The organism is Halosimplex pelagicum (assembly GCF_013415905.1).
Taxonomy (GTDB): domain Archaea; phylum Halobacteriota; class Halobacteria; order Halobacteriales; family Haloarculaceae; genus Halosimplex; species Halosimplex pelagicum.
On sequence record NZ_CP058909.1, the window covers coordinates 4607352 to 4630291 of the forward strand.

Consider the following 22940-nt stretch of genomic DNA (forward strand, 5'->3'; position numbering starts at 1 on the left):
CCCGGAGGGGCGGCCCCGGCGGGCGGGGCGGCCGGTCAGATCAGCAGGACGAACAGCACGGCGACGGCGACGAGCGTGACGAGCACGACGCTGGTGCCGATGCCCGCCCGCATCGAGTCGGGTTCCGAGCCGGTGGCCTCGGCGACGGCCGCCCGCGGCTGCGTGACCGCCTCCGTCGAGCGTCGGGCGAGGCCGACGACGGCGCGGTCGGCCGCGGCGTACAGCTCCGTGACGCCGACGACGAGCGCGCGGGTGCCGTACAGCGCCGCGGGGTTGTACAGGCTGTCGACGTCGGGGACGCGCCCAACCTTCGACAGCGGCTTCTTGATGAGGACGAACCCGACGAGGCCGATGACGGCCAGCGCGACGCCCTCGACGACGTGGTCGACGGTGTAGGTCTCGTAGACGTGGCCGACGGCGGCGTCGCTGGTCACGTCGAAGGGGAGGATCGCGAACAGCGCGCCGTCGACGAGCCCGTAGAAGACACACAGCGCGGCGACGCCGACCATCGCGACGGCCTGACCGCGGTTAGCGTCGGCGACGCTGCCGTCGTACTCGCCGTGGAGGAACGCGTAGTAGCCGAACTTGATAAAGGAGAGGAAGGTTCCGACCCCGCCGATCAGGAGCAGCAGCTCCAGGGTGTGGAAGTCGCCGATAGCGAGGGGGCCCGCCGGGAACTCGTAGTGGCTCGCGGAGATGACGATCCCCTTGCTGACGAAGCCGTTGAACCCGGGGAACCCGGCGATCGACAGCGCCGCGACGGCGAACGAGACGGCCGTGATCGGCATCTCGCGGCCGAGGCCGCCGAGTTTCTTCAGGCTCTCCTTGCCGGTCCGGTAGATGACGACGCCGGCGGTCATGAACAGCAGCCCCTTGTAGAGGATGTGGTTGAACACGTGGGCCATCGCGCCGGCCTGGCCGAGCGCGGTGCCGATGCCGACGCCGGCGACCATGTAGCCGACCTGCGACTGGATGTGATAGGAGAGCAGGCGACGCATGTCGTTCTGGAACAGCGCGAAGGTCGCGCCGAAGACGGCCATGATCCCGCCCATGTAGGCGACCGCGACGTGGCCGTCGGGGAACGCGCGGTACATGCCGTAGACGCCGGTCTTCGTGGTGAACACGCAGAGGAAGACGCTGGCGGCGATGTGCGGGCGCGGGTAGGTGTCGGGCAGCCAGGCGTGCAGGCCGACGAACCCGACGTTGACGCCGATGCCGACCGCCGCCAGCAGGGGCGCGACCGGGCCGGCCATCCCGCCCTCGGCGGCCGAGAAGAGGAAGGAACCGACCGCGACGTAGTGCCAGATCACGGCGCCCAGCAGGAGCGTCCCGCCGACGCCGTGCAGCAGGGCGTAGCGGAAGCCCGCGCGGACCGCCCGGCCGCCGTAGTACCAGACCAGCAGCGTGCTGGTCACGGCCATCAGCTCCCAGAAGAAGATCAGCGTCAGCCAGTCGCCGCCGAAGACGGCGCCGAGGCTGGCGGCGACGTAGCTCAGCGCGAACGCCGTCTGGATCGAGTCGGCGTCGCTGTAGTAGGAGTAGACCACCGCCACCGCGGCGATGAACCCGAAGATCAGGCCCATCAGCGTCGAGAAGCCGTCGACGTTGTACAGCACCGCGCGGAAGCCGAACAGCGGCACCTCCAGATGGGTCCCCGCGTCGGTCAGCCAGACGTAGGGGACGACCGCGGCCGACGCGAGAGCGCCCAGCGCGTGGCCGGCCCTGCGGCCGAGGAAGGGCAACAGCAGCGCCGCGAGCGCGACCGGGAGGAAGGGTGGGATCAGGGGATCGACCATCAGACGCTCACCCCCGTCACGCCGGAGACGACCAGCCTGACGATCCGCAGGAAGACGGCGGCGTCGGGGACGATCCCGAGGACGACGGAGCCGGTCGCGGCGAACAGGATGGGGCCGAGCATCAGCCAGGTCGACTCCTCGCCGGTCCACCGGCGGTGCTCCCAGGCGAGGCTGTCGTCGGGACCGTGTTCCGGTTCGATGTGGGCCGCGGCCTCGGCGTCGTCGAGCGGTCCCTGGCCCTCGTGGTCGTCGGCGTAGCCGTGGTCGTCGGCGTGACCGCGGTCGTCGGCCGGGTCGCCGTCGGTGTCACCGCCGGGGTCCGCTCCCGTCCCGCCGTCGGAGCCGTCGTCCGGCGCGCCGCCGTCGGCGGCCACGTCGGGCTCGCCGAAGCGGCCGCCGAGGACCGCCTCGACGAGCGGTTTGGGGTCGTCCTCGCCGGGCGACTCGAAGAAGGCGGCGTAGACGACCGGCCAGAAGTACGCGATGTTGAGCACGCCCGAGACGAGCAGTGCGAGCGTGAACACCACGTTACGGGACTCGACGGTGCCGATGAGCAGGAAGTACTTGCTGACGAAGCCGGCGACCAGCGGGATGCCGGCCATCCCCAGAGCGGCGACGCCGAAGGCGGTCATGGTCAGCGGCATGCGTTTGCCGATGCCGGCCATATTGGAGATGTCGTCGGTGTGGGTCTCGACGTGGATCGCCCCCGCGCAGAAGAACAGCGTGAGCTTCATGAACGCGTGAGCGGGGATGTGCAGGAGGCCGCCGACCAGCGAGTACGGGTGCAACACCGCCAGCCCGAGCACGATGTAGGACAGCTGGCTCACCGTCGAGTAGGCCAGCCGGCGCTTGAGGTTGTCCTGGCGGAGCGCGATGACGCTGGAGGTGACGAGCGTGAACGCGGCGATCGACGCCAGTATCGTCCCCATCCCGAGTTCGGTCATCAGGTCCGGCCCGAACACGTCCAGCACGACGCGGGCGATGCCGAACACGCCGGACTTGACGACCGCGACCGCGTGCAGCAGGCCGGAGACGGGCGTCGGCGCGACCATCGCGTCGGGCAGCCACGAGTGGATCGGCATGAGCGCGGCCTTGACGCCGAAGCCGGTGATCAGCAGCGCGAAGGCGACGCGGGCGACGAGGGGGTCGGCCGCGGCCAGGTCGGCGATCCCGCCGGCGGCGAAGACGGTCGTCCCGGTCACCCAGTAGACCAGCACCGTGCCGGCCAGCACCGCGACGCCCCCGCCGAAGGTGTAGGTGAGGTACTTCCGGCCGGCGGCGCGGGCCTCGTCGGTCTCGTCGTGGGCGACCAGCGGGTAGGTCGCGACGGTCAGCAGCTCGTAGAAGACGAACAGGACCAGCAGGTTGCCGGCGAAGGCGATACCGATCGCCGAGGCCAGACTGCCGGCGAACGCCGCGAAGTAGCGGGTCTGGCTGTGTTCGTCGAGCCCGCGCATGTAGCCCATGCTGTAGAAACTGGTCACCAGCCACAGCAGGCTCGCGAGCAACGCGAAGAGGATCCCCAGCGAGTCCGCGCGGAGGGCGAACTCGACGCCGGGGACGAACGTGCCGAAGTCGGTGACGTAGGTGTCGCCGGCGAGCACGCCCGGGACCATGCTGGCGACGATCCCCAACTTGGCGAGGGCCGCCAACACCGTCCAGAACTCCCGGAGGTTCGGCCGCCCGCGCGAGGCGAGGATCGGGACGATGGCGACGGCCGATACGAGCACTGCGGCGACCGGTCTGAGCGATGTGAGTTCCGTCATGACAGGAGCCGTTCGATGGTGGGTTCGAGGAGCTGTCCGTACTGGAACGCGGCGACGCCGAGGACGATAGCCAGGACGGCCGCGCCGACGACCGTCGCGCGCATCCCGAAGGAGACGCGGGCGGCGGCGAGCGCGTCGCCGGCCGGGGACGAGTCGGTCTCGTCACCCGTCGGCCCGGTGCCGTCGGTGGCGACGGCCGTCCGCGTCCCGCTCTCGGCACCCGTCGGCTCGACGTTCGCGTCGGCCTCGGACGCCTCCCGGAAGTACATCCGCTCGACGATCCGGGCGAAGTAGGCGAGCGTCAGGAGCGTGCTCGCGAAGATGACGACCGCGAGCGGCCAGGCCTCGGCCTCGACGGCGCCCAGGGCGACGTACCACTTGCCGACGAACCCGACGGCGGGCGGGACGCCGACCATCGCGAGCGCGAGGACGCCGAACGCCCCCGCGCCGGCGGGCAGGCGCTCGGCCAGCCCGTCGTAGCCGTCGATCGAGCGGGCGCCCGTCTCGGTCGCTATCAGCCCGCTCGTCAGGAACAGGCCGCCCTTCATGATAGCGTGGCCGACGAGGTGGATGGCCGCGCCCGTCAGCGCGGTCCCGTTCGCGACGGCGATCGCGGCGAGGACGAGCCCGAACTGCGACACCGACGAGTAGGCGAGCATCCGCTTTATCTCCGTCTGGGTCACCGCGAGGACGCTGCCGACGACGATGCTGACGACGGCGGCCACGACCAGCACCGTCCGCGCCAGGCCGTTTGCGGCGAGGAAGTCGACGGTGAAGACGGTGAAGACGATCCGGATCAGCGCGTAGGCGGCGACCGTCGAGACCAGCGCCGAGATGAACGCGCTCACGGAGTCGGGCGCGCCGGCGTAGGCGGTCGGCTGCCAGGTGTGGACCGGGAAGACCGCCACCTTGACGAACAGGCCGACGACGAGCAGGCCGAACGCCGCCTGCACGAGCGGGTCCTGGTAGCCGGCCGGGTCCGCGGCCAGCTGGTTCGACAGGTCGTGCATGTTGAGCGTCCCGGTCGCGACGTAGGCGTAGCCGATCCCCAGCAGGAACAGCGACGCGCCGACCGTCCCGACGAGCAGGTACTTCAGCGCCGCCAGGGCCGAGCGGCCGCCCTCGCCGCTGGCGACCAGCGCGTAGGCGGTCAGCCCCGTGATCTCCAGGAAGACGTACATGTTGAACACGTCCCCGGTGATGCTCATGCCGGTCAGGCCGCCGACCAGCAGGAGGTAGGTCGCGTAGAAGGGGTTCGACCGCGGGCCCGCGGTGCGCGCGTACGCGAGGACGCCGAGCGAGACGACCGCGACGAGCAGCGCCATCGAGGCCGACAGGCCGTCGACGACGAGTTCGATCCCGAAGGGGGCGGTGAACCCGCCGACGACGTAGCGGATCGGTTCGTCGCCGAACGCGCCGGTCGCCAGCGCCCCGACCGCGACGACCTGGGCGAGGGCGGTGACGGCGGTGATCGGCCAGCCGGTCCGCGGGCGGACGAGCCCGGCGAGCAACACCGCGATCGAGCCCAGCAGCGGCAGCGCGACGACGAGGGCAGGCAGGTCATTCATCGTGGCTCACCCGCCTGATGGCTTCCTCGTTGAGCGTGCCGTACTCCTCGTAGACGCGGACGATGAGCCCGAGCGCCACGGCCGTGAGGCTCACGCCGACGACGATGGCGGTGAGGATCAGGACGTGGGGCAGCGGGCTCACGTACGGTTCGGGCGCGGTGAGCAGGGGCGGGCTCGCCCCCGTCACGAACGCCGACGTGATGAAAAACAGGAAGATGCCGGTCTGGAAGACGTTCATCCCGATCACCTTCTTGACGACGTTCGAGCTGCCGATCAGGGTGTACGTCCCCACGCCGAGCAGCAGGAACGCGACGACGTAGTAGAGGCGGTCGGCGAGGAGGTCTATCATGCGAGATCACTCCCGTCGTCGGCCACTCCCGCGGCGATGACGAAAAAGAGGCCGGTTACGATCCCGGAGACGACCAGCCCGATCGCCAGCTCGACGAGTTCGATGCCGTACTTGGTGGCGTGGTGGATGCCGTACACCTCGTACTCCAGGAAGCCCCCGCCGAGGGCGACCGACCCGAGTCCGATGAGGAGGAAGGCGAGCACGCCCAGTCCGACGAGCGCGACGGCCAGGCGGGGGCCGACCCAGTCGCGGGTCGTCTCGATGCCGAAGGCGATCCCGAGCATGAGCACGACCGTCCCGACGATGACGCCGCCCTGGAACCCCCCGCCGGAGGAGTCGGCGCCGTGGAACATCACGAACAGCCCGAGCGTGAAGACGAACGGCGTGATCACCCGGACGGTGGTCATGATGATCGGGCTCTCGACGTAGAGCCTCTCCCCGTCCTCGGCGGCGCCTTCGTCCCCGGCGGGCGTCTCCTCGGCGTCGCTCATCCGAGCACCTCCCTGTCGAGGACGACCAGTAGGCCGATCCCCGCGGAGTAGACGACCACCGCCTCCCCGAGCGTGTCGAACCCGCGGTAGGCCGCCAGCACGGCGGTCACCGCGTTCTTTACCTCGGTCTCCGCGTAGGCGTTGTCGAGGTAGTAGTCGGTCACGTTGTCGCTCGCGACCGCGGAGTCGGCCGACCCGACCGCCGGGAGCGCGACGAGCGTCGTCGACAGCACCGCGACGAGCGCGACCGAGACGGCTAACGCGGACAGGTCGACCGACTCCAGGACCTCCTCGTCGACCGGCCGGACGGTCTTGGCGATGGTCAACAGGAGGAGGATCGTCATGATCCCGGCGCCGACCGCGGCCTCCGTGAGGCCCACGTCGGGCGCCCGCAGGAACACCCAGATGACCGCGATCCCGAGGCTGTACGCGCCGAAGGCGATGATCGACCCGAGCACGTCCCGGAGCACGGCCGTCGCGACGGCGCAGGCCAGGACGAACACCACCAGCCCGACTTCGAGCGCGCCCGTCACGGTTCGTCCTCCGTCGTCCACGGTTCGATGCCCTGTTCGGCGGCCGCCCGCGCGATGGCGTGGGCGGCGGTGGGGTTCGTGAGGAACATGAATACCAGCAGGAGCACGGCCTTGACGGTCGACATGCTCGCGCCGAAGGCGATCGCCACGGCCGAGAGCGTCAGCACGGCGCCGAGCGTCTCGCTCTTGGAGGTGCTGTGAGCGCGCGTGTAGAGGTCCGGCAGGCGGACCAGTCCGACCGCGGCGACGACCGCGAAGAACACGCCGCCGAGGGCCAGCACCAGCACGGCGATCTCGCGGGGCGTCATCAGAGCACCCCCCCGCGCTCGACGGTGAACTTCGAGATGGCGATGCTCAACAGGAAGTTCAACAGCGCGTACACCAGCGCGATGTCGAGCGCGCCGGGCTCGCCGATCGCCGCCGCCAGCAGCGCGATGACGATGACGACGTTCGACCCGACGACGTTGACCGCGATGACGCGGTCGGGCATCGTCGGGCCGTCGACGATCCGGTAGAGGGCGACCAGCGACGTGAAGACGAACGCGGCGGCGGCCCCCAGCAGGACGTTGTCGACGAACGTCACGAGTCCTCGCCCTCCTCGGTCGCGCGCTCGCTGGGCGAGGGGATGCGCGCGGCCGCGAGCCCGTAGAAGACGAACCGGACCGCCCGCTCCAGCGACCCGCCGAAGAGGTCCTCCCTGGCGTCCACGGTCAGCGTGTGGACGGTGAAGTGCCGGCGGTTCACGTCGACGGTCAGCGTCCCGGGGGTGAGCGTGATGCTGTTGGCCAGCGTCGTGACCGACAGCGGCGACCACACCGCCGCGTCGAACTCGACCAGCTCGGGGTCGATCGGCAGGGACGGGTGGAGCACGACGTACGCGATCTTGAAGTTCGCCACGACGATCTCCCAGAGCAGGTACGGGACGTACAGCAAGAATCGCCCGAGCCGCTGGACCGTCCGGACGGGCTCGACCGGCGAGGTGAGCGAGACGCCCCACAGCGCGACCGCGACGATACCGGCGGTGATCGCGCCGGTGGCGAGTTCGAACGTCGCCAGCGACCCGGCCAGCAGGAGATAGAAGAGATAGGAGACGCCGAACAGCGCGAGGAACTGCGCGACCGTGCCGCGCTTGACCAGCAGCGGGCTCCGCCGCTGGCGCTGGACCGGCGCCTCCTCGACGTCGAGCCCGGCCCGACGGACCTCACCCTCCAGCGGGGGGAGCAGCGGCGTCGTCCCCATGGGGTTGAACTCGGGGTCGAACACCGCGCGGTCGAGGTCGTGCTCGCGGGCGTACCGGGTCAGCACGTCGGCGTAGTCGCTCGGGCTGAACAGGTACTCGCGGGTCCCGACCAGGTCGGTCTCGACCGCCACCGCGTCGAGGTCGTCGCCGAGGTCCTCCTCCGCCCAGACCGCCACCTTCTCCAGGAGGTCCCGGGCCCGTTCGCTCTCGCCGGAGCCCTCGCCGACGGTCGACCGCTCGGAGACCGGATAGACGAACCGGACCACGGCACGCTCGCCTGTCTCCTCGGCGCTGTCGAGCGCCTCGCCGACCGCGTACGCGACGGTGTTCCGGAGCGTCGGCGACTCCGAAACCGGCACGAGCAGGCGGGATCCGCTCACTGCGTCGACCCCCCTGGTCGGCCGGGCGCCGTTCGGACGAAGATAGGTGTCATCAATCGTTCGGTTGGTTCTTATCCGGAACTCGTTAAAGGATTTCTTTCTCCGGCGACAGCGTGCCGATCTCTTTCGATCTCCACCCACCGGCGGACCGGTCGACGCGCCCGTCGGTCCCGCCGCCCCGAACACCACCTCGGCGACCGGTCGACCGAGCCGTTCGAACCCCCAAAATCAGTTTTCGATACGCGGAAAGAAGAGATTGAATTTGCGATTTTGATAATACGGTAGTGACGCTTATGTATCGCGCTGGGAGACTCACAGGTGACACGCACCGATCGCCGCCGGACCCGTCGTGGATGGCTCGGCTCGGTGGCGACCTCGGGGACCGCCCCCACGCATCGGGCGTGACGACAACCCATGAAACTCAATCGATTACTCAACGACGACGACGCGGTGTCGCCGGTCATCGGCGTCATCCTGATGGTGGCGATCACGGTGATCCTCGCGGCGGTCATCGCGACGTTCGTCCTCGGACTCGGCGACCAGGTCAGTAACACCTCCCCGCAGGCATCGTTTAGCTTCGAGTGGGACGGCAGTTCCGGCGAGGAAGGCACGTTGACCGTCACGCACGACGGCGGCGATACGATCCAGGCACAGAACCTCTATATCCGCGGTTCCGAAGGGTCGAACGCGAATAGCGCGGACGACCTGGGGAAGACCTGGGACTTCGACAATTACGACGGAAACGTCGGAGCGACGTCCGAAGTTCAGGCCGGGATGTCGATCGATATCGAGGGGATCGGCTCGGACGGCGAGATCAGTCTCGTCTGGCAGAGCTCGACGGGCGAGAGCTCCACCACGCTGAAGACGTGGACCGGCCCCACGGCCTGACCGGTCGCATTCGCTCCCAGTTCGGTCTTTCTGACGGACGGAACCTACCTCTCGATTTTGAGATCGGTAGAGCGATATCGATCGTGAGATCCGAAGGCGGGCGGATCGATCCCGTCGTCTCACTCGACGGCTCCGAAACTCTCTTAGCACATGCCCATAGAATCACACATCATCGACGACCGGGCGGGCCGAACGCCCCTCGCGAACACGGGTCCTACATCATGAGCAACGAGACGAGACGGTTTCCGGCTGGCGCGGACGGGGAGGAGGAGCTGTCGAAAGGGGAGATATTCGACGTGTTGCAGAACCAGCGCCGTCGGTACGTACTCGAGTATCTCAAGCGCTACGACGAGCCGGTCGGGCTGAGCGACCTCGCCACGCAGGTCGCGGCCTGGGAGTACCAGACGCCGGTCGACGAGGTGACCAACGACCAGAAGAAACGCGTCTACACGACCCTCCAGCAGACCCACCTCTGCAAGATGGAGGAGGCCGGCATCGTCGAGTACGACACCGAGGACAACACGGTCGCGCGGACGCCCTACACCGAGGAGCTGACGGTGTACCTGGAGATCGTCCCCGGCTCCGAGTTCCCCTGGCGGGAGTTCTACCTCTCGCTCGGGTCGATCAGCTGCGCCATCGTCGCGGCGCTGTGGACCGGCCTCTTCCCCCTCACGCTGCTGACACCGCTCGAATGGGCGACCGTCATCGCCGCGACGTTCACCGTCTCCGCGGCCTACCACACCTACAGCGGCGCCGACATGCAACTCGGCGACGACGAGTACGTCCCCGACGAGTTCGACCGGTAACGACAACCGCACTGGATCTCTGACGGCCACGAGTTCGTAACCGACGTTTCGACCGTCGCCTCCAGTCCTCGGCTCTCTCCCCGTCATTTTCGGCAGTGATATCTGGAAGGGGCCGGCTCAAGGCAGGTCTGAACACCGGAGCGCCGGTGAACGGTGGTCGGAATTAACTACCGATACTGTCCGAGGTGGCGGTAGCATTCCCGGTCTCGGCGGGCTCGCGCCGGCCGAACGGGATGCAGGCACACACACAACATGAACCTCAAACGATTACTCGACGACGACGACGCGGTGTCGCCGGTCATCGGCGTCATCCTGATGGTCGCGATCACCGTGATCCTGGCAGCCGTCATCGCCTCGTTCGTCCTGGGACTGGGGAACCAGGCACAGCAGGGCGCACCGACGGCGACCATCGGCTTCGACTACGAACAGATCGACGAGAACTCGGGGACGAACTACGGGGCGCTCGCTATCAGCCACGACGGGGGTGACTCCGTTTCCAACGAGGAACTGTACGTTCGAGGGAGCGGGTTCAACGGAACGGACATTCACGGGTCGTCCGTCGGCGGTACTGATCTGGAGACCTACGTCCGCAACAACGGCGGCCCGCAGATCCACCACACCAGCGCGGGCACCTGGAACGGGACCGCGAGCGGTGACGACAGCGCCGTCGTCTCGGGGGACCGCGCGAACGTCTACGTGAGTTCGGACTACGAGATCAGCGTCGTCTACCAGTCCCAGGAGGGCGACACCTCCTCGACGCTCAACGAGCAGGAAGGCCCCGACGCCTGATTCGGGTCACCCCGCCTCGTTTTTGCGGTCTCGACGCCCGCGAGCCGCGGCCGTCGGCTTTATCCCGGTCGGGTGCAGTCATCCGCCAATGGATCGGGGTCGCGCGCTCGTCTACGCCACCGCCGCGGTCATCGTCGGCGTGACCGTCCTCAGCGGCCCCGCCATCGGCCTCGTCGACCTGACGACGCCGCGATACGACATGTCCGGGCTCGGGGAGGGCAACGCGACCGTCGAAGAGGTCGAACTCCCGTCGTCGGTCGCGATCGACCGGGGCTATCAGTCCCAGTCGTACTACCTCACGGTCCCCGACGCGCGGATCCGCCTCACCGCCATCGACGGTAAACCGACCGTCGCCTACGGCATCGACATCCCCGAACTGGGCTACTCCCGGTCGACGACGCATTTCCTGAGCGCCGGCGACACCGGCTGGGCCTCGCTGTCGCTGCGCGAGGACACGCTCGCCGACGACGCGGTCGACGCGGACCGATACGAGGGGACCCTGTCGCTCGTGCTCCGCGACGGCGACGGGAAGACCGTCCTCGCGAACCGGACGGTCGCCGTGGAGGTGAGCGAATGAGCACCGAACGCGCCCGGACGCTCGCCACGGCCGACGCCCGCGAGCGCCTGGCGGCGGCCCGAACGGTCCTCGTCCGGGCGATCGTCGGCGACCGCCTCGGTCTCGTGGTCTGTCTCGGCACGCTCCTCGCCGTCGGCGTCACCTGGCGGGTCGGCGTGTTCATCAACGACAGCTACACGCTGGCCAACGCGCTGGTCGCGCTCGTCGATGGAAGCCTCGTCCTCGACGAGGCGGTGTACGGCTCGCTCGAAGTGCCCGGCGTGCAAGTACACGACGGGCGGCTCTACGGCCGAAACTACGGTCAGGTGGCCCTCGCGGTCCCGCTGCTGTGGGCGTTGCGCGCCGCGACGGCAGTCGCCGACCCCGGGCTCCTCTTCGCGGCCGCGTGGTCGCTCCTCGCGCTCGCGTTCGCCGTCCAGGTCGGCCGACTCACCGGACGGGAGTCGCTCTGCGCGTCGGTGGGCGCCGTCCTCGCGCTCGCGACCTTCGGGATCAACGCCGCGCTGGCCGAACCGATCCCCGCGCGGCTGCTGCCGCTGGCGGCGCTCCAGTTCGGGACGGTCCTCGCGACCGCCGTCGTCGCGACGACGGTCTACCGGCTGCTCACCCGGATGCACGACCGGCGGGTCGGCGTCGCCGCGGCCGTGGTGTCGGTCCTCGCGACGCCCGTCGGCTTCTGGGCGGCGATCCCCAAGCGCCACGTCACCGTCACGGCGCTCCTCGTGGGCGTCGTCTACGCCTTCTACCGCAGCCGGTCGGACGCCGGGGCCGACGGACGCGACACGCTGCTCTCGCCGACCGGCTTCCGCGCGCTGGCGTACGCCCTCGTCGGGCTCTGCACCTGGGTCCACGCGGGCGAGGCGTTCGTCGTCTTCCTCGCGCTCGTCGCCGTCGACCTGCCGACGGCGCCGTCGAACGACCGGCGGACCCTCGCCGTCGTCGGCGCCGCCTTCGCCGCGTCGCTCGTCCCCTTCTTCGCGACCAACGCGCTCATCTCCGGCGACCCGATCCGGCCGCCGCGGATGCTCTCGGAGTTCGCCGTTCCGGCCGACCGCGGCGCCTTCGGCGGGGCGAGTGGCGGCGCCGGCGGCGACGGAGGCGCAGCCACCGGCGGCGGCTCGGCGCCGCTCCTGCCCCCACCCCTTCGAGCCGTCGTCGCGACGGCCGCCGAGCGACTCGGGCTCCTCTTCGGCCCGTTCGTCGCCGGCGCGAAGTCGGCGGTCTCCGACCCCGAGTCGCTGTATCGAACCTTCGTCCGCGCCGGCTACGACGGGTACATCGGCGCCCGCGACAACGACCAGGCGATCAACCTCTCGGTCCTCGAATCGGCGCCGGTCCTCGCGGGCGTCGCCGCGCTCGTCGCGGCCGGGGGCCGTCGCGCGGCCGTCGCGGTCCGCGGACGCGGGACCGGCCCCGGGTTCGGCGCCCGTCTCCGACGGTCGGTCCGGACGGCTTCGACCTCACCGACTGCCGCCACGGACGCGTTCGTCGCCCTCGTCGCCGTGCTGTTCACGCTCGTCTACATCCCGCGGCTGCCGCTGTTCGCCCAGGTGACCGTCCGGTACCTCCTGCCGGTCTACGTCCTGGCCGTCTACGCGCTGGCCCGCCAGCCGTGGGCGCGCCGGGTCCTCGCCGACCACGGCCGCGTGGCGCTGTGGAGCTACCTCGGCGGCGTCCTCCTGGGTTCGCAACTGATCTTCGTCGTCGTCACGGTCGGGTCGTTCGGTCGCGGCGGCGCCTTCCAGCTGCACGCCGTCGTCGGCCTGGCCGTCGGCGCCGTCTTCGCCGTGTCGGCCGTCGGGAGCGCCCTCGACGAGCGGTTCGACTCGGTGACGGCCGTCGCCGGCGGACTCGCCGCGGCGCTCGGGACGAACCTCGCGCTGCTCTCGGCGCTCGTGTACTTCCAGTACGGCCCGTACGCTCTCCCGGTCGTCGACTGGCTCGCCGACCTGCTGGCGTCGGCGTAGCTAGTCAGGCTTTTGACCCCGGATAGCCATTCCCCGGGCATGAACCGCCTCAAGCAGTCGCTGCTCGACGCCCCGATCATCGAGAAAGAGGGGTACCACTACTTCGTCCACCCGATCAGCGACGGCGTGCCGATGCTCCACCCGGAGCTGCTCCGGGAGATCGTCATCAAGATCATCCGCAAAGCGGAGCTGGAGAACGTCGACAAGATCGTCACGCCCGCCGCCATGGGCATCCACATCTCCACCGCCGTCTCGCTGATGACCGACATCCCGATCGTCGTCGTCCGCAAGCGCCAGTACGGCCTCGACGGCGAGGTCGCGCTCTCGCAGGTCACCGGCTACTCCGAGTCGGAGATGTACGTCAACGACGTCTACGAGGGCGACCGCGTGCTCGTCCTCGACGACGTGCTCTCGACCGGCGGCACCCTCTCGGGCATCACGGGCGCGCTCGAGGAGATCGGCGCCGACATCGTCGACATCGTCTGCGTCATCAAGAAAGACGACGGCCCGAACAAGCTCGCCGACGCCGGCTACGACGCCAAGACGCTCATCAACGTCGTCGTCGAGGACGGCGAGGTCGTCATCACCGACGACCAGGGCGACGACTGACCGGACTTCTCCGCTACACCGCTCCGACCGCGACCGCGCCGAAGTACAGCCCCGCGAGCACCAGCGCCGCGCCGACGACCTGCACGAGCCGTCTGATCCCGCCGCTCGGCTCGTCGTCGGCCCCGTACTCGCCACCGCGGTCGCCGGGGACGCGCCCGACCGTGTGCGCGCGAACGATGGCCTCCGGCGCCGCGATCAGGACGGCACCCAGGCCGACGCCGAGGACCGCGGCCAGCAGCGTGCGGTAGTCCATCTCAGCTCCGCAGTTTCTCGATGCGCTTCTCCATCGGCGGGTGGGTCGCGAACAGCCGCGCGAGCCCGCGCTCCTCGCCGAAGATACACAGCGCGTTGACCTGCTCGTCGATCGCCGAGTCGCTGGCGCGCTCGTTGCCGCGGCTGATCTTCTCCAGCGCGCGTGCGAGCGGCTCGCCGGAGCCGATGGCGCCCGCGGCGTCGCTGTCGGCGACGTACTCGCGGTACCGCGAGATGGCCATCACGAACAGCATGACGAGCATCTGGACGATCTGGCCGACGACGATGGCCAGGAAGAAGTCGGCGATCTCGTTGTCGCCGGTCAGCAGGACGACCCACTGGGCGACGATGGCGACGATCGAGGCGATGCCCTGCCCCAGCACCATCATCACCACGTCGCGGTTCGCGATGTGGGCCAGCTCGTGGGCGAGGACGCCCTCGACCTCGTCGGAATCGAGCGTCGCGAGCAGCTCCCGCGAGACCACGACCGTCCCGGCGCCCTTCCGTCCGACGGCGAAGGCGTTGGGCACGCCCATGCGGGCGATCATGAGCCGGGGTTTCTCGATGCCCATCTCCTCGGAGAGCGCCTCGACCTGCCGGTGGATCTCCGGGTGCTGCTCCTCGGGCATGTCTTCGGCCCCGACGCTGCGGATCGCGGCCCACTTGCCGATCTTGTACTGGACGCCCACGAACAGGATACTGCCGACCAGGACCAGCCACAGCGGGACCGAGAACGCGCCCATCGCCACGACCGCGGCGACGGCGTAGAACGCGAACAGGATCGACCCCACGACCGCCATCCGCGCGGTGAGACTCGGGTGACGCATACGTGACGTGTCTGTGTCGCGACGCCCTAAGAACCCTCCGCTTGTGGTCAATCGACCGTGAAGCCGGGTCTCGAAGTCGTGATCACCGGCTGACGGTTTCCGGAGAACTGCCGTCTATCGCCGTCATCGGCTGTTTTCGGCCGGCGACCGACTACCGGGCGCGGCTGGCCGCGTTCGAATCCGCGTGCGATCGCCGCCAACGGTCGCCAGTATACTGTGGGCAGCGCTCACAGGTTAGCTCGCGTCACAGAAATAGCGGGAGGTAGATTTGAACTACGTCGAGACGTGCTCGCTCGTTGCACTCGCTGCGCGCGACTCGTCTAGTTCAAATCTCCTCTACTGTGATTGCCGCTCACGGTGGCGAGCGCACGCGAGGCGGTGCTCGCCGTGTAGTTCGCGGCAAAATCATAGCGGGAGGTAGATTTGAACTACCGATCTGCGGGTTATGAGCCCGCCGGAATCTCCTGGCTATCCCATCCCGCTACCAGTTTGTACCGGCGACCACCCATTAAGGGTTGTGATTCGCTCGCCGTCCGTGAATTAGTGTCGCGATCAGTTCTCGTGGACCTGCCAGGTGAACAGGCTCTCGAAGACGTAGTTGACGAACATCGCGACCCCGATGGCGAGCGGGCTCGCGAGTAGGAACCACAGGTCCGTCTCGAAGACGACGACCGTCACGTCCAGCCGCTGGGTCAGGTACCAGTAGATACCGAACTGGATGAGCGAGCCCCCCGAGCGGACCAGATGTGATTTGCCTAGCCGATGCAGGAACGCCCTCGATCCGGGTTCCCCCTCGTCGGCGAACGTCCAGTGCTCGTTCACCGCGAACATCACCAGGATCGCCGTCTCGATCCCGATCGCTTTGGCGAGCAGTTCCGGGACGCCGAAGCCGAGTCTCAGCAGCGCGAGCATCGTGTTGTCGGCGACCGCGCCGACCGCGCCGACGGAGACGAACTTGCCGAACCGCACGCCCGAGAGCAGTGCGTCCACCCGCGACTCGTCGCCGCCTTCGAGATCGGGCTCGCTCGCCCGCGCCGACCGCTCGCCGTCAGTCATGCTTGTCCACCAGTGCGGTCGGGTCCTCGCGGGTCGCCGCGATGGCGTTGTGGACGCGGCTGTTCCGGATCTGTTTCGCGCGGTGGCGCGAGGAGAACAATGCACGGGCGAGCCGGACGGACGTGCGAACCGGCGAGACGGTCGAACCGGGCTTGTCCTCCCAGGTGATCGGTACCTCGGCCACGTCCAGTTCCAGCGCGCCGGCCATCGCGACCAGTTCCACGTCCCAGGCGAAGCCCGGTTCGTAGAGGTGCTGCCGGACGGCCTCCCACGACTCGGCGGTGATCGCCTTGGCGCCGCACTGGTAGTCGTAGAGGTCGGCGTCGAGCATGCGGCGGGCGAGCCAGGCGAAGCCGTCGCCGAGGAACCGGCGCGCGAACGTCTGGTGGCTGGTGATCGTCGAGTCGGGGTGGCGCCGCGAGCCGACGGCCACGTTGGCGCCGCCATCCGTGATAGCGGCGAGCACGTCGGCGAACTCGCCGGGCGCGGTGGAGCCGTCGGCGTCGACGAATCCGAGTACGTCGGTGTCGAGCGCCTCGAACCCGGCGGTGACGGCGGCGCCCTTGCCCCGGCGGTACGGCGAGAGGTGGACGGTCGCCGGCAGATCCGAGAGTGCGGCGGCCACTCGGTCGTCGGCGTCGTCCAGCTCGATCCGGATCGCGTCGGGGGCGAGTGCCTCGTCGAGCGAGCGAACGTAGGCGGTGAGTCGGTCCACGTCGGGACGGAAGGCGGGGACCACGAGACCGACGGACGCGCTCATTGTCTGCCGTGACCACCGCGGCGAGTAAAAACGGATCGGAACCGGGGGCGGCTGGCCCACGTCGCCGACTCCGCGCGGCTCCGATCGGTCCACAAGAGGTATAGGCTCCGGAGACGGCCACACAGGTAATGGAGTACGGTCTGGTCATCTGGTGGCTCGTGGCCTACCTCGCCCTGCTGGCCGTGGGGATGCCGGTGGCGGCCGCCCTGTTCCCCCGCCTCGCCGACCGCGGGGCGGGCGTCGCGCTCCCGACGGCGCTCGCCGTCCTCTGGGTCGTCACCTATCTCGTCGGGCACGTCTCGCTGACCGCCGGCCTGCTCGTCGGCCTCGGCGCGCTCGCGGCCGCCGCCGGCGCCGCCCTCTACCGCGCCAACGAGACGGAGGGCACCCCGCTCTTCGACCGCCGCCGCTACGCGGAGGCCGCCGCCGTGTTCACCGTCGCGTTCCTGTTCATGATCGCCGTCCGCGCCGTCGACGCCGGCGTTCACCCCTTCCTCGGCGAGAAGTTCCTCGACTTCGGCATGCTGCAGTCGCTGCTGCGGGCCGACCGCCTCCCGCCCGAGGACATTTGGTTCGCCGGCCGCCCGGTCCAGTACTACTACGGCGGCCACCTGATCGCCGCGCTGCTGACGAAGATCACGGGGACCGAGCCCCGGTTCGCCTACAACCTCGCCTTGGCGGGCTTCTACGGAATGGTCGTCACGGCCGCCTACGGGCTGGCAGGGTCGATCGCGGCGAGCCGCGATGTCTCTCGCGTCCGCGCGGGCGCGTTCGGTGCGTTCTTCGTCGGGTTCGCGAGCAACATCTCGACGCCGGTCTATTTCGTCGCCTGGCTGCTCCCCGACGGGATCGCCTCCTTCTTCGCCGGGCTGTTCGGCACGAACCTGGGACGGGTCGCCACCGGCGGGCTAACGGAGTTCCGCTACTGGGACGCCAGCCGCGTCATCGAGGGGACGATCAACGAGTTCCCCCTGTTCGCCTGGCTCAACGGCGACCTCCACGCCCACATGATGTCCGCGCCGTTCGTCCTGCTTACCGCGGCGCTGCTCTTTAGCTACTACCGGACGCCCGAGACCGAGCTCACCCGCCGCCGGCTGCTCGTGTTCGCCGTCGTCCCGCCGCTCGCCGGGATGCTCGCCGTCGTCAACACGTGGTCGTTCCCGACCGCCGGCGGGCTGACGTTCCTGGCGCTCGCGCTCGCGCCCGCCGACCCGGTGACGCTGCTCCCGGCGTCGGTCGCCGACCGGATCCCGCGGCGGGAGAGCTGGCAGCGCGAACTCGCCCGTCACGGCGTCGCGCTCGGCGGCGCCGTCGCGGTCGTCGCCCTCGGGCTCGTCTGGTCGCTCCCGTTCTGGCTCGGTACCGCCAGCGGTCGGTCGATCGCCTTCTTCCCCGACCGGAGCTCGCTCGGCGGACTACTGTTCGCCCACGGCGCGTTCGCGCTCCTGTTCGCGCTCCATCTGGCCCGCCACTCCTTCGCGGAGATCGACCGCGAGCACGTCGCCGAAGCGGTCGTGATGCTCGCCGTCGCCGTGCTGGTCGCCTGGATCGGGGGCTCGGCGGCCGCGTTCGCGATCTTCGGTCCGATGATCCTCGTCGCCTGGGTCCTCCTCCGGACGCAGGCCGACGCGGTCCACCGCGCGACCGCGCGAGCGACCGACGCGGCCCGCCGGGTCGCCACCGACGGCGGGACGGAGACCGCCGGAACGGCCTCCGGGTCCGACAGCGATCCCGACCCCGGAGTCCCCGAACGACTCCGCGACGTGGTCGGCTTCGAGACGCTCCTGATCGTCGCCGGGGCCGGTATCGTCGTCATCGTCGAATTCGTCTACGTCAAGGAGCAGGCCGGCCCCGGCCGGATGAACACCGTCTTCAAGACCTACGCGGACGTGTGGGTCCTCTGGGCGGTCGCCGCCGGAGCCATCCTCGCCCACCTCGTCGAGAACCACTCGCCGGGACTGGCGCTGTCGGGCGAGCGCTGGGCCGGGGTCTTCCGCGCGCTCGCGGTCGTCCTGATCGTCTCCACCGCGCTGTACGGCGCGCTCGCGGTCGGCGGCCACTTCAGCGGCGACGGCTACTTCAGCCGGTACAACCACCCCGACGACCCCACGCTCGACGGCTTCACCTACATCAACGAGACCCACCCCGAGGAGTACGCCGCGATTCGGTGGTTCGAGGATGTCGAGGGCCAGCCCAACATCGCCTCGGCGCCCGGACAGGACATGTACCGCTGGACGAACCCGATATCGAGTCTCACGGGCGTCCCGACGCTGGCCGGGTGGGCTCACGAGGTCGGCTATCGCGGCGGGGAGTCCTACCGCGCCCGCGTGGACGACGTGAACACCATCTACACCGGGTCGCCCGAACAGCGGGCGTACTACCTCGACAAGTACGAGGTCGAGTACGTCTACGTCGGGTCGAACGAGCGCGACGCCTACGCGAGCGACGACCTCGCCGTCTTCGAGTCGATGGCCGGCGTCACGGTCGAGAAACAGTGGGACGGCGCGACCGTCTACCGGGTCGACCAGGAAGCGCTGGGATACACCGGAAAGAGCGGCTGAGCGGCTGACGACGCCGCCCGTCGCGGCGAACGTTCCTCAGTGCGAGTCGGAGTGGCGCCGCCGGTGGACGATCCCCTGGTTGTTCGCCGCGTTCCGCACGAACGACCGGAGCGCCTCGCCCGTCTCGCTCTCCTCGTCTAACACCATCGGTTCCCCGGCGTCGCCGCCCTCGCGGACGGCCGGGTCCAGCGGGATCTCGCCGAGGAACGGCATCTGCGCCTCCTCGGCGAACGCTTCCCCGCCGCCCTCGCCGAAGATGGCGTGTTCGCCGCCGCAGTCCGGACACCTGAACGAACTCATGTTCTCCACGATCCCGAGCACGGGCGTCTCGTGCTCGCCGAACATCTCCAGACCCTTCCGCGCGTCGTCGATGGCGACCTCCTGAGGCGTCGTGACGATCACTGCCCCGGTGACGGGGACGCTCTGGAGGAGCGTGAGCTGCGTGTCGCCGGTCCCCGGCGGCAGGTCGACGACCATGTAGTCGAGGCTGCCCCACTCCACGTCCTCCCAGAGCTGGGTGAGCACCTTGTGGACCATCGGCCCGCGCCAGATGACCGGGTCGTCCTCGCCGACGAGGAAGTCCATGCTCATCAGTTTCATGCCGTATCGCTCCGGCGGCACGAGCGTCTCGTCGGGGGTCGCCTGGGGCTGCTGGTCGGCGTCGAGCATCCGCGGCACGTTCGGCCCGTACACGTCGGCGTCGAAGAGCCCGACGCGAGCGCCGAGCTGGGCCAGCCCCGCCGCGAGATTCACGGCGATCGTGCTCTTGCCGACGCCGCCTTTCCCCGACGCCACGGCGATGACGTTCTCGACGCCCGGCAGGACCGACCCCTCGGCGACGAGCCCGCTGTCGACCTCGGCGTCGAGTTCGACCCGCAGGTCCAGGCCCGACAGCGCCTCCCGGACCGCCCCCGCGATGTCGGTCTCCGTCGGGGAGTACGGCGCCCCCAGCGCCAGCGAGACGCGGACCTCCTCCTCGTCCATCTCCACCGAGTTGACCAGCCCGAGCGAGACGATATCGTCGCCCAGATCCGGGTCCTCGACCGTGCCGAGCAGGTCGAGCACGTCGTCTTCGTCCATACGTCCGTCTCCGGTGGTCCCGGCGAAAAGGGTTGTGGAGCGGCCGGTATCCGACCGTGCCCGCTCCCGCTGGCTCATCGCTCAGACGAAAGTAATTCGGATTCTACCAGTATTACGAACACTTTTATGATAGAGGGAGAGAATGTCCCGGCAACGGTATGATACGCTGGGGACAGGGAATTACGACGGCCGTAGTGAGCGCCGTCGTAGTCAGCGCGGTGTTCGCCGGAGTTACAGTGGCGGGTGCAACGGTCGCGGCGGGCGCGAGCGGTCCGGACGACGGTGGAAACGAGTCACCGCTGGCCGAGGCGGGGCTGGACCAGACCGTCAGCGCCAACACGACGGTGTATCTCGACGCGACGGGGTCGCGCGATCCCGACGGCGAGATCGGCCAGTATCGGTGGCGCCTCGAACTGCCGGACGGGAGCTATACGACGCCGTCGTGTGAGACGTGCGGGCGAACGAAGTTCGTTCCGCGCGAGACCGGCACCTACAACGCGACGGTCACGGTCACCGACGAAGACGGCGCGACCAGCGCCGACACGTTGCGTGTCCACGTCGAACCGTCGAGCGGCCCGTCGGTGACGCTATCGGGTCCGGACAGCGTCGTAGCGGGCAGCATCGGTGAGTATTCGGCGTCGGTTTCGGCCGGCGCGAACGACCTCGCGGGAGTGGTCTGGCGCGCGGACGGTCGGCGGCTGAACCGGACGACGCTCACGGGGGAGAGCGCGTCCGTCGACCACCTCCACGCGTTCAGATCCGGCGGGACGGTCACGCTCAGCGCCACCGCAGTCGATCGGCTCGGTCGCGAGCGGACCGCGACGAAGAACGTGACAGTCACCGACCCGTCGCTGTCCGACGACAGCGGTTCCGGGAGCGGCTACTCCACCGGCGGCAGCGACGACGACAGGAACAGGTGCTCCCGATACGGAGCGGACGACACGTACTGTAACAACGACAGGATGACGCTCGACAGCAACGGAATCGTGATCTCCGACGCCGACAACGACGGGTCGGCTCGATGGGCGGGCGTGACCATCGACGAGGAGTTCGCTCAGAACCACGAGGGCGTGTCGTACGATTCGACCGACGGTGTTGTGGAATTTGACGGTCAGGAAGCGTACAAAGAGGCGCTGGAAGTGGATTCAGTGAATGTGAATCCGGATGCCCGGGTAAATTCAAATCAGGAGAAAGATGATCAGGAGGACAGATCTGATGGAAATGAATTTGGGTACGGTGATAGCTCCTCCGGAGATGATACTGGCTCCAGTAATGAAGATGAATCTACAAAAGATAAGACAGACAACTCAAATTCAAACACGGGAAGTGGAAATTCGGGGCAGATTCCGGAAAGAGTGATGGATATAATACAAAACGAAAGGGGTGGATCGTCATCTGCCAATCAGAATGAAACCAATACGGGGGATACAAATACAAGAACCGGACGGGTGCCTCCAGGCCGAAATAACGGAGGGTTTTAACTATTATTGAAATACCTAAGAAGACACGAGGGTTGAGTACAGTTACCTCGTTACTGCTAGGTTCAATCCTGTTAATTGCGATTCTGTTTCTAACATTCTCTGGAACTGGACTTTTCGGCTCTGGTGAATCGCTGTACGGCGTTGGCTTCGACCGTCAGAACGAGGAAAGTGAAGCGGGAAATCGCCGATGCCTATGTCGAAGATCTCCCGCTTCACGAACAAAGCGGTTCAGTTAGCTAAAAACGCTGTTGGTGGGCGAGGCGAAGTCGCCGCCCCCGAAGGGGGTGGCGGCTTCGCCGAGTACGCGGTGCTGTCGCTGCACTGTCTGCGGGTTTACCTAGAGAAGTCGTACCGGGAAACACTCGATCTGCTGAGCGAAATGCCACAAATACTCGGAGAGATCGGCCTCGACGCGACCGATCTCCCCGATCACTCGACGCTGGTCAAGTGGTTTGATAGGATCAAGACAGCACTCTGGCGAGTGCTGCTGCGCCTCTCGGCGCAGCTGCACGACCCGAGCGGTCACGCCGCGATCGACGCGACGTTCTTCGACCGCGAAACCGCCAGCAAACACTACTGCCGCCGGACGAATTACCGCGTCCAGACGCTCAAAACCACTGCGCTCGTCGACACAGAAAGCCACGCGATTCTGGACGTTCACTGTACGACCGAGAAACGCCACGACACACAGCTCGGCTGGCAGGTCGCCCGCCGCAACGCGGGCGACTTGGCCAGCCTCGCTGCAGACAAAGGCTACGACTGGATGGAATTACGCGAGAAACTCCGAGAGGAGGGCGTGAGACCACTGATCAAACACCGCGAGTTTCGGCCCATCGATCACGCGCACAACGCGCGGATCGATGGGCCTCGCTACCGCCAACGATCGACGTGTGAAACCGTCTTCTCGACGATCAAGCGCACGCTCGGCGACGCCGTGCGTGCGCGAGCGTGGTTTCGGGAGTTCCGCGAAATCGTCCTGAAATGTGTCGTTCACAACATCAAGCGAGCCGTGACACCGTGAAATCAAGCTACGTCTGGCGATTCACCACGGCCGACTTTTCGTTAATAACCTAAGTGATACTGAACCGGGAACCTCAACGGAAACACCGGTTTCTACTTTCACACAATATACAGCGGTTTCTGCGGCTGAGACACAAACTTCCA

23 protein-coding genes and 1 tRNA gene are annotated in these 22940 nt (G+C 68.3%); 9 read left to right on the forward strand and 15 right to left on the reverse strand.

What is annotated here, in order from left to right:
• Positions 1 to 35 precede the first annotated feature (35 nt).
• The 9 genes from HZS54_RS23010 to HZS54_RS23050 are packed head-to-tail and all read right to left on the reverse strand — an operon-like array spanning position 36 to position 8123.
• Positions 36 to 1796: a Na(+)/H(+) antiporter subunit D gene (locus HZS54_RS23010; protein ID WP_179919421.1), complete on the reverse strand. Its 1761-nt coding sequence runs from the start codon at positions 1794 to 1796 to the stop codon at positions 36 to 38.
• Positions 1796 to 3562: a cation:proton antiporter gene (locus HZS54_RS23015; RefSeq protein WP_179919422.1), complete on the reverse strand. Its 1767-nt coding sequence runs from the start codon at positions 3560 to 3562 to the stop codon at positions 1796 to 1798. The genes HZS54_RS23010 and HZS54_RS23015 overlap by 1 nt, the downstream gene beginning before the upstream one ends.
• Positions 3559 to 5130, reverse strand: coding sequence for a monovalent cation/H+ antiporter subunit D family protein (locus HZS54_RS23020; protein ID WP_179919423.1), 1572 nt, complete (start codon positions 5128 to 5130; stop codon positions 3559 to 3561). Before HZS54_RS23020 ends, HZS54_RS23015 begins: the two co-directional genes overlap by 4 nt.
• A complete protein-coding gene (locus tag HZS54_RS23025) occupies positions 5123 to 5479 on the reverse strand; it encodes a cation:proton antiporter subunit C (protein WP_179919424.1) in 357 nt (118 codons plus the stop codon). The genes HZS54_RS23020 and HZS54_RS23025 overlap by 8 nt, the downstream gene beginning before the upstream one ends.
• Positions 5476 to 5970, reverse strand: a complete 495-nt coding sequence (locus tag HZS54_RS23030) for an MnhB domain-containing protein (protein ID WP_179919425.1) — start codon at positions 5968 to 5970, stop codon at positions 5476 to 5478. Before HZS54_RS23030 ends, HZS54_RS23025 begins: the two co-directional genes overlap by 4 nt.
• Positions 5967 to 6503: a DUF4040 domain-containing protein gene (locus HZS54_RS23035; RefSeq protein ID WP_179919426.1), complete on the reverse strand. Its 537-nt coding sequence runs from the start codon at positions 6501 to 6503 to the stop codon at positions 5967 to 5969. Before HZS54_RS23035 ends, HZS54_RS23030 begins: the two co-directional genes overlap by 4 nt.
• Entirely contained in the window at positions 6500 to 6811 is a 312-nt protein-coding gene (gene mnhG, locus HZS54_RS23040) for a monovalent cation/H(+) antiporter subunit G (protein WP_179919427.1), read from the reverse strand. Before mnhG ends, HZS54_RS23035 begins: the two co-directional genes overlap by 4 nt.
• A complete protein-coding gene (locus tag HZS54_RS23045) occupies positions 6811 to 7086 on the reverse strand; it encodes a cation:proton antiporter (RefSeq protein WP_179919428.1) in 276 nt (91 codons plus the stop codon). Before HZS54_RS23045 ends, mnhG begins: the two co-directional genes overlap by 1 nt.
• The gene (locus HZS54_RS23050) at positions 7083 to 8123 is read right to left on the reverse strand and encodes a monovalent cation/H+ antiporter subunit E (RefSeq protein WP_179919429.1); all 1041 of its coding nucleotides are present in this window, start codon (positions 8121 to 8123) and stop codon (positions 7083 to 7085) included. The genes HZS54_RS23045 and HZS54_RS23050 overlap by 4 nt, the downstream gene beginning before the upstream one ends.
• Before the next feature lie 414 nt (positions 8124 to 8537).
• On the opposite strand from HZS54_RS23050, the gene HZS54_RS23055 reads away from it, so the two are divergent.
• The 6 genes from HZS54_RS23055 to hpt all read left to right on the forward strand — a co-directional run bounded on the left by HZS54_RS23055 (position 8538) and on the right by hpt (position 13759).
• A complete protein-coding gene (locus HZS54_RS23055) occupies positions 8538 to 9011 on the forward strand; it encodes a type IV pilin domain-containing protein (protein WP_179919430.1) in 474 nt (157 codons plus the stop codon).
• A gap of 221 nt (positions 9012 to 9232) precedes the next feature.
• Complete coding sequence (locus HZS54_RS23060) at positions 9233 to 9817, forward strand: DUF7344 domain-containing protein (protein WP_179919431.1); 585 nt, start codon at positions 9233 to 9235, stop codon at positions 9815 to 9817.
• A gap of 252 nt (positions 9818 to 10069) precedes the next feature.
• Complete coding sequence (locus HZS54_RS23065; protein WP_179919432.1) at positions 10070 to 10606, forward strand: type IV pilin domain-containing protein; 537 nt, start codon at positions 10070 to 10072, stop codon at positions 10604 to 10606.
• Between the two features lie 88 nt (positions 10607 to 10694).
• Complete coding sequence (locus tag HZS54_RS23070) at positions 10695 to 11183, forward strand: hypothetical protein (RefSeq protein ID WP_179919433.1); 489 nt, start codon at positions 10695 to 10697, stop codon at positions 11181 to 11183.
• Positions 11180 to 13150, forward strand: a complete 1971-nt coding sequence (locus HZS54_RS23075; protein WP_179919434.1) for a hypothetical protein — start codon at positions 11180 to 11182, stop codon at positions 13148 to 13150. The genes HZS54_RS23070 and HZS54_RS23075 overlap by 4 nt, the downstream gene beginning before the upstream one ends.
• A gap of 39 nt (positions 13151 to 13189) precedes the next feature.
• On the forward strand, positions 13190 to 13759 hold the full coding sequence (gene hpt / locus HZS54_RS23080) for a hypoxanthine/guanine phosphoribosyltransferase (protein ID WP_179919435.1): 570 nt from the start codon (positions 13190 to 13192) through the stop codon (positions 13757 to 13759).
• Positions 13760 to 13772: 13 nt separating this feature from the next.
• Here the strand turns inward: hpt and HZS54_RS23085 are convergent, their stop codons facing one another.
• The 5 genes from HZS54_RS23085 to HZS54_RS23105 form a co-directional block, all read right to left on the reverse strand.
• The gene (locus HZS54_RS23085; protein ID WP_179919436.1) at positions 13773 to 14012 is read right to left on the reverse strand and encodes a hypothetical protein; all 240 of its coding nucleotides are present in this window, start codon (positions 14010 to 14012) and stop codon (positions 13773 to 13775) included.
• Position 14013: 1 nt separating this feature from the next.
• Positions 14014 to 14838 (reverse strand): M48 family metallopeptidase, encoded by an 825-nt coding sequence (locus HZS54_RS23090; protein ID WP_179919437.1) that lies wholly within the window; start codon positions 14836 to 14838, stop codon positions 14014 to 14016.
• A 408-nt stretch (positions 14839 to 15246) separates the two neighbouring features.
• Positions 15247 to 15321 (reverse strand) — tRNA-Met (locus HZS54_RS23095).
• A gap of 69 nt (positions 15322 to 15390) precedes the next feature.
• Positions 15391 to 15894, reverse strand: coding sequence for a GtrA family protein (locus HZS54_RS23100; RefSeq protein WP_246391722.1), 504 nt, complete (start codon positions 15892 to 15894; stop codon positions 15391 to 15393).
• Entirely contained in the window at positions 15887 to 16654 is a 768-nt protein-coding gene (locus tag HZS54_RS23105; protein ID WP_179919438.1) for a glycosyltransferase, read from the reverse strand. Before HZS54_RS23105 ends, HZS54_RS23100 begins: the two co-directional genes overlap by 8 nt.
• Positions 16655 to 16782: 128 nt before the next feature.
• Here HZS54_RS23105 and HZS54_RS23110 point away from each other — a divergent pair, with 128 nt between their 5' ends.
• On the forward strand, positions 16783 to 19215 hold the full coding sequence (locus tag HZS54_RS23110) for a DUF2298 domain-containing protein (RefSeq protein ID WP_179919439.1): 2433 nt from the start codon (positions 16783 to 16785) through the stop codon (positions 19213 to 19215).
• Positions 19216 to 19251: 36 nt separating this feature from the next.
• On the opposite strand, the gene HZS54_RS23115 is transcribed toward HZS54_RS23110, so the two are convergent.
• Positions 19252 to 20295, reverse strand: coding sequence for an Mrp/NBP35 family ATP-binding protein (locus HZS54_RS23115; protein WP_179919440.1), 1044 nt, complete (start codon positions 20293 to 20295; stop codon positions 19252 to 19254).
• A 158-nt stretch (positions 20296 to 20453) separates the two neighbouring features.
• Here HZS54_RS23115 and HZS54_RS23120 point away from each other — a divergent pair, with 158 nt between their 5' ends.
• Together HZS54_RS23120 and HZS54_RS23125 are read left to right on the forward strand one after the other, a co-directional pair.
• On the forward strand, positions 20454 to 21776 hold the full coding sequence (locus tag HZS54_RS23120) for a PKD domain-containing protein (protein WP_179919441.1): 1323 nt from the start codon (positions 20454 to 20456) through the stop codon (positions 21774 to 21776).
• Positions 21777 to 21969: 193 nt separating this feature from the next.
• The gene (locus HZS54_RS23125; protein WP_179918055.1) at positions 21970 to 22797 is read left to right on the forward strand and encodes an IS5 family transposase; all 828 of its coding nucleotides are present in this window, start codon (positions 21970 to 21972) and stop codon (positions 22795 to 22797) included.
• The last annotated feature ends 143 nt before the right edge of the window (positions 22798 to 22940 follow it).

Coding starts and splice junctions, on each gene's coding strand:
- HZS54_RS23115 (WP_179919440.1), bottom strand. CDS start 20,295: ATGGACGAAGACGACGTGCTCGACCTGCTCGGCACGGTCGAGGACCCG.
- HZS54_RS23030 (WP_179919425.1), bottom strand. CDS start 5,970: ATGAGCGACGCCGAGGAGACGCCCGCCGGGGACGAAGGCGCCGCCGAG.
- HZS54_RS23060 (WP_179919431.1), top strand. CDS start 9,233: ATGAGCAACGAGACGAGACGGTTTCCGGCTGGCGCGGACGGGGAGGAG.
- HZS54_RS23065 (WP_179919432.1), top strand. CDS start 10,070: ATGAACCTCAAACGATTACTCGACGACGACGACGCGGTGTCGCCGGTC.
- HZS54_RS23025 (WP_179919424.1), bottom strand. CDS start 5,479: ATGATAGACCTCCTCGCCGACCGCCTCTACTACGTCGTCGCGTTCCTG.
- HZS54_RS23020 (WP_179919423.1), bottom strand. CDS start 5,130: ATGAATGACCTGCCTGCCCTCGTCGTCGCGCTGCCGCTGCTGGGCTCG.
- HZS54_RS23085 (WP_179919436.1), bottom strand. CDS start 14,012: ATGGACTACCGCACGCTGCTGGCCGCGGTCCTCGGCGTCGGCCTGGGT.
- HZS54_RS23100 (WP_246391722.1), bottom strand. CDS start 15,894: ATGACTGACGGCGAGCGGTCGGCGCGGGCGAGCGAGCCCGATCTCGAA.
- HZS54_RS23070 (WP_179919433.1), top strand. CDS start 10,695: ATGGATCGGGGTCGCGCGCTCGTCTACGCCACCGCCGCGGTCATCGTC.
- HZS54_RS23120 (WP_179919441.1), top strand. CDS start 20,454: ATGATACGCTGGGGACAGGGAATTACGACGGCCGTAGTGAGCGCCGTC.
- mnhG (WP_179919427.1), bottom strand. CDS start 6,811: ATGACGCCCCGCGAGATCGCCGTGCTGGTGCTGGCCCTCGGCGGCGTG.
- HZS54_RS23055 (WP_179919430.1), top strand. CDS start 8,538: ATGAAACTCAATCGATTACTCAACGACGACGACGCGGTGTCGCCGGTC.
- HZS54_RS23075 (WP_179919434.1), top strand. CDS start 11,180: ATGAGCACCGAACGCGCCCGGACGCTCGCCACGGCCGACGCCCGCGAG.
- HZS54_RS23015 (WP_179919422.1), bottom strand. CDS start 3,562: ATGACGGAACTCACATCGCTCAGACCGGTCGCCGCAGTGCTCGTATCG.
- HZS54_RS23010 (WP_179919421.1), bottom strand. CDS start 1,796: ATGGTCGATCCCCTGATCCCACCCTTCCTCCCGGTCGCGCTCGCGGCG.
- HZS54_RS23090 (WP_179919437.1), bottom strand. CDS start 14,838: ATGCGTCACCCGAGTCTCACCGCGCGGATGGCGGTCGTGGGGTCGATC.
- HZS54_RS23110 (WP_179919439.1), top strand. CDS start 16,783: ATGGAGTACGGTCTGGTCATCTGGTGGCTCGTGGCCTACCTCGCCCTG.
- hpt (WP_179919435.1), top strand. CDS start 13,190: ATGAACCGCCTCAAGCAGTCGCTGCTCGACGCCCCGATCATCGAGAAA.
- HZS54_RS23125 (WP_179918055.1), top strand. CDS start 21,970: ATGTCGAAGATCTCCCGCTTCACGAACAAAGCGGTTCAGTTAGCTAAA.
- HZS54_RS23105 (WP_179919438.1), bottom strand. CDS start 16,654: ATGAGCGCGTCCGTCGGTCTCGTGGTCCCCGCCTTCCGTCCCGACGTG.